We start from the raw sequence: 4,881 nt of genomic DNA on the forward strand, positions 1-4,881 counted from the left end.
CAAAGGCCAGTCTCAAGGGGCGCCGCAAAATGGCCGCCTGGGATAACCGTTACATGGAGCAAGTGCTCACCGGCTTCTTTCATGCGTAACCCCTGGGCCGCAGTCTGTGCGCTGCCGGACGGAGCGCTGCCAATTTGCGCCTACTGGCAGGCTGTGAGTGCGCGGATGGGCCAGCGACCTCCCTTCATAGAGGGAGCGAAGCAGGTCAGAGACACTATTGAACGTCCGCTACCGGGAAGATGCTTGACCGTCCGCAACTGGCCGCCTGCCGCCGACCGCGGTCTGGCTCGAAAGCAGTCTGTCAACGCGCCGTTTCATTGTTGCCATGATCATATCTTAATCGCGCACAGGCGGCCACAGGCGGGCAGTATGAACCAGCGTCAGTATCCACACCGTTTCGCCGTCGATCTGATACACCAGGCGATAGCTTTCGTGCGGGATCAACTCGCGGGTCCCGGGAATCTTTCCCGGCTTGCCCAGCATGGGGTGCTGGATCAAGCGGGCGGCCGCGTCGCTGAAAATCTCATCCATCCGGGCCGCCGCGCGCGGATTGTCGGCTGCGATGTAGTCCCACACATCGGCACGGTCTTGCTGCGCTTCGGGCGTCCAAACAACCCTCACGCCTGGCTCGCCACACTGGCACGCCGTGCGGCGAATTCGGCCTCAACTTCATCGTTCGACCGCCCCAATCCAGCGCGCATCGAAGCCCGGCCGGCTTCGACCTTGCGGCGCAGGAACTCGTCGTACTCGCGCGACTCGCGCTGGCGCTGAACGAACTCGCGCATCAGCTCGCGCAGCACTTGCGACGCCGGGCGATGGGCCGCCTCGGCTTCGGCCATAAACTCGGCGCGCAACTCAGGCTCCAGCTTCATCGTGAAAACGGCTTGTTTTGACATGATCGGGGCCTCCTGCCACTTGATACTAACAAAGTATATACGCCGTCATTACTAAGCGCTATTCACAGAACGCTGCAAGGCGGGCGTGCGCTAGGCCAAGGCCTGTCGGAAAACATTTGTTTTTCGACAGGCCTTCAACGGTCCTCTGCACCAACCTCCGAGTGGCCGCAAAATTGTGCGGAAAACTCTGTCGCCAGACGCTACCATACGGAAACCTCGTCTTAATGGTTTTCCGCTTATGTTGGTAGGTTACATGCGCGTGTCGTCGGACTCCGACCGCCAGAGCACGAACTTGCAGCGCGATGCGCTGCTCGCCGTCGGCGTCGATGCGCGGCATCTGTTCGAGGATCATGCTTCCGGCGCGAAGGACGACCGCGCGGGCCTGGCGCGGGCGCTCGAATTCGTTCGCCCTGGCGACGTGTTGGTCGTGTGGAAGCTCGACCGGCTCGGCCGTTCGTTGTCGCACTTGCTCGCCATCGTGACCTCGCTCAAGAAAAAGCAGGTGGCGTTCCGCTCGCTGACGGAGAACCTGGATACCACGACGCCCTCGGGCGAGTTTCTGTTCCAGGTGTTCGGCGCGCTCGCGCAGTACGAACGCGCCTTGATCCAGGAACGTGTCGTCGCCGGTCTGGCTGCCGCCCGCAAACGCGGCCGGATCGGCGGCCGGCCGCAGGCGATCACCGGCGAGAAGCTGGAGGCCATCGTCGCTGCGCTCGATGGCGGCATGTCCAAGGCGGCGGTGTGCCGCAACTTCGGCGTCAAGCGAACCACGCTGATCGAGACCCTGGCACGGGTTGGTTGGACGGGCTCTCGTGGAGCGTCATCGCGATGACGACCAAGAGCGAACGATTGACCGTCCTGTCGGACGCCGAGCAGGAAGCCCTGTACGGCCTGCCGGACTTCGACGACGCCCAGCGGCTGGAATACTTGGCGTTGACTGAAACCGAACTGGCGCTCGCCAGCAGCCGGCCTGGTCTCCATGCCCAGGTCTATTGCATCTTGCAGATCGGTTACTTCAAGGCCAAGCATGCCTTCTTCCGCTTCGACTGGAGTGAGGTCGAGCACGATTGCGCCTTCGTGCTGAGCCGCTACTTCCACGGCGAGTCCTTCGAGCACAAGCCAATCTCCAAGCACGAGCACTACACCCAGCGCGAGTGGATTGCCGATCTGTTCGGCTACCGGCCGTGGGCGGCCGAGTTCCTGGCGCAGCTCGCGCAGCAGGCCGCGCAGACCGTGCGGCGCGACGTGATGCCGGGGTTCATCGCCGCCGAGCTGATCGTCTGGCTAAACGAGCACAAGATCATCCGGCCCGGCTATACCACCCTGCAAGAGCTGGTGAGCGAAGCCCTGTCCGCCGAGCGTCGGCGGCTGGCTGGCCTGCTGTCGGAAGTGTTGGACGAATCGGCCAAGGCCGCGCTGGGTCGGCTTCTAGTGCGTGACGACACCCTGTCGCAATTGGCGGCGCTCAAGCAGGACGCCAAGGACTTTGGCTGGCGTCAGATGGCCCGCGAACGCGAAAAGCGCGCCACGCTGGAGCCGCTGCACCGGATCGCCAAGGCGCTGCTGCCCAAGCTCGGCGTCTCGCAGCAGAATCTGCTGTACTACGCCAGCCTGGCGAACTTCTACACCGTCCACGATCTACGCAACCTGAAGGCCGATCAGACCTACCTCTACCTGCTTTGCTATGCCTGGGTGCGCTACCGGCAGCTTTCCGACAACCTGGTCGATGCGATGGCCTACCACATGAAGCAGTTGGAGGACGAAAGCAGTGCGGGCGCAAAGCAATCCTTTGTCGCCGAGCAGGTGCGCCGTCAGCAAGACACACCGCAGGTCGGCCGCCTGCTGTCGCTTTACATCGACGACAGCGTGCCCGATCCCACGCCGTTCGGCGATGTGCGCCAGCGCGCCTACAAAATCATGCCCCGCGATACGCTGCAAACCACCGCGCAGCGCATGAGCGTGAAGCCGGTGAGCAAGCTGGCTTTGCACTGGCAGGCGGTGGACGGCCTGGCTGAGCGCATCCGCCGCCATCTTCGGCCGCTGTATGTCGCGCTCGACCTCGCTGGCACTGATCCGGGCAGCCCGTGGCTCGTGGCGCTGGCCTGGGCCAAGGACGTGTTCGCCAAACAGCAGCGCCTATCGCAACGGCCGCTCGCCGAATGTCCAGCGGCCACGCTGCCGAAACGCTTGCGACCGTACCTGCTGACCTTCGATGCCGATGGCAAGCCGACGGACCTGCATGCCGACCGCTACGAGTTCTGGCTGTACCGCCAGGTCAGGAAGCGCTTCCAGTCGGGTGAACTCTACCTCGACGACAGCTTGCAGCACCGGCATTTTTCCGACGAGCTGGTTTCGCTGGATGAGAAGGCCGCCGTGCTGGCGCAGATCGACATCCCGTTCCTGCGGCAGCCACTCGATGCCCAGCTCGATGCGCTCGCGACCGAGCTGCGCGCTCAGTGGCTGGCCTTCAACCGCGAGCTGAAGCAGGGCAAGCTGACGCACCTAGAATACGACAAGGACACGCAGAAGCTGACATGGCGCAAGCCCAAGGGCGAGAACCAGAAGGCGCGCGAGAAGGCGTTCTACGAGCAACTGCCGTTCTGCGACGTGGCCGACGTGTTCCGCTTCGTCAACGGCCAGTGCCAGTTCCTGTCGGCGCTGACGCCTTTGCAGCCGCGCTATGCGAAGAAGGTCGCCGACGCCGACAGCCTGATGGCGGTCATCATCGCGCAGGCGATGAACCACGGCAACCAGGTCATGGCACGCACCAGCGACATCCCGTACCACGTGCTGGAGAGCGCCTACCAACAGTACCTGCGCCACGCAACGCTGCACGCGGCCAACGACTGCATCAGCAACGCCATCGCCGCGCTGCCGATCTTCCCGTACTACTCGTTCGACCTCGATGCACTGTACGGTGCCGTCGATGGTCAGAAATTCGGCGTCGAGCGGCCGACCGTGAAAGCGCGCCACTCGCGCAAATACTTTGGGCGCGGCAAGGGCGTGGTCGCCTACACGCTGCTGTGCAACCACGTGCCGCTCAACGGCTACCTGATCGGCGCGCACGATTACGAGGCCCATCACGTGTTCGACATCTGGTATCGCAACACGTCGGACATCGTGCCGACCGCGATCACCGGCGACATGCACAGCGTCAACAAGGCCAACTTCGCTATCCTGCACTGGTTCGGCCTGCGTTTCGAGCCGCGCTTCACCGACCTTGGCGATCAGTTGAAGGAACTCTACAGTGCCGACGATCCGGCGCTGTACGATCAGTGCCTGATCCGGCCGGCCGGGAGAATCGACCGCGATCTCATAGTCAGCGAGAAGCCGAACCTCGACCAGATTGTCGCCACGCTCGGACTGAAGGAGATGACGCAGGGCACGCTGATCCGCAAGCTATGCACCTACACCGCGCCGAACCCCACGCGGCGCGCGGTGTTCGAGTTCGACAAGCTCATCCGCAGCATCTACACGCTGCGCTACCTGCGCGATCCGCAACTGGAGCGCAACGTTCACCGCTCACAGAACCGCATCGAGTCCTATCACCAGCTACGCTCAACCATCGCCCAGGTCGGCGGCAAGAAGGAATTGACCGGGCGCACCGACATCGAAATTGAGATCAGCAACCAGTGCGCCAGGCTGATCGCCAACGCGGTCATCTTCTACAACTCGGCCATCCTCTCGCGGCTGCTGATGAAGTACGAGGCGAGCGGCAACGCCAAGGCGCACGCTCTCCTGACCCAGATATCGCCGGCGGCCTGGCGGCACATCCTGCTGAACGGGCATTACACCTTCCAGAGCGACGGCAAGATGATCGACCTGGATGCGCTCGTGGCGGGGCTGGAGCTGGGATGACGGAAATTTCGGCGGTTCTGGCTTAGAACCCCGTATAGGTCCGGTAATTGCCTTCGGTGCGTCCAACGGCCGGCAACAGCCTTATGCTCTCGTAGTAACGGATCATTTTCGTGGAGACGCCGGATTG

At 63.0% G+C, this 4,881-nt stretch carries 5 protein-coding genes; 2 read left to right on the forward strand and 3 right to left on the reverse strand.

Annotated features, from left to right (window positions below; all coding sequences use genetic code 11):
* Positions 1 to 336: 336 nt before the first annotated feature.
* Positions 337 to 621 carry a type II toxin-antitoxin system RelE/ParE family toxin gene (locus tag BUB54_RS19400; RefSeq protein ID WP_011342942.1) on the reverse strand — a complete coding sequence of 95 codons (285 nt, stop codon included), beginning with the start codon at positions 619 to 621 and terminating at the stop codon, positions 337 to 339.
* Positions 618 to 896, reverse strand: coding sequence for a hypothetical protein (locus BUB54_RS19405; protein ID WP_011342941.1), 279 nt, complete (start codon positions 894 to 896; stop codon positions 618 to 620). The genes BUB54_RS19400 and BUB54_RS19405 overlap by 4 nt, the downstream gene beginning before the upstream one ends.
* Positions 897 to 1,149: 253 nt before the next feature.
* Here BUB54_RS19405 and BUB54_RS19410 point away from each other — a divergent pair, with 253 nt between their 5' ends.
* Positions 1,150 to 1,728 carry a recombinase family protein gene (locus BUB54_RS19410; protein WP_012077403.1) on the forward strand — a complete coding sequence of 193 codons (579 nt, stop codon included), beginning with the start codon at positions 1,150 to 1,152 and terminating at the stop codon, positions 1,726 to 1,728.
* A complete protein-coding gene (locus BUB54_RS19415; RefSeq protein ID WP_012077404.1) occupies positions 1,725 to 4,754 on the forward strand; it encodes a Tn3 family transposase in 3,030 nt (1,009 codons plus the stop codon). Before BUB54_RS19410 ends, BUB54_RS19415 begins: the two co-directional genes overlap by 4 nt.
* 22 nt (positions 4,755 to 4,776) lie before the next feature.
* On the opposite strand, the gene BUB54_RS19420 is transcribed toward BUB54_RS19415, so the two are convergent.
* A partial coding sequence (locus BUB54_RS19420) for a MerR family DNA-binding transcriptional regulator (protein WP_217652562.1) occupies positions 4,777 to 4,881 on the reverse strand: 105 nt, incomplete at its 5' end.

The organism is Acidocella aminolytica 101 = DSM 11237, from assembly GCF_900129125.1.
Lineage (GTDB): Bacteria > Pseudomonadota > Alphaproteobacteria > Acetobacterales > Acetobacteraceae > Acidocella > Acidocella aminolytica.

What these genes read in the sequence shown, in the direction of transcription:
- BUB54_RS19415 (WP_012077404.1), top strand. Translation starts at nt 1,725, where the DNA reads ATGACGACCAAGAGCGAACGATTGACCGTCCTGTCGGACGCCGAGCAG.
- BUB54_RS19410 (WP_012077403.1), top strand. Translation starts at nt 1,150, where the DNA reads ATGCGCGTGTCGTCGGACTCCGACCGCCAGAGCACGAACTTGCAGCGC.
- BUB54_RS19405 (WP_011342941.1), bottom strand. Translation starts at nt 896, where the DNA reads ATGTCAAAACAAGCCGTTTTCACGATGAAGCTGGAGCCTGAGTTGCGC.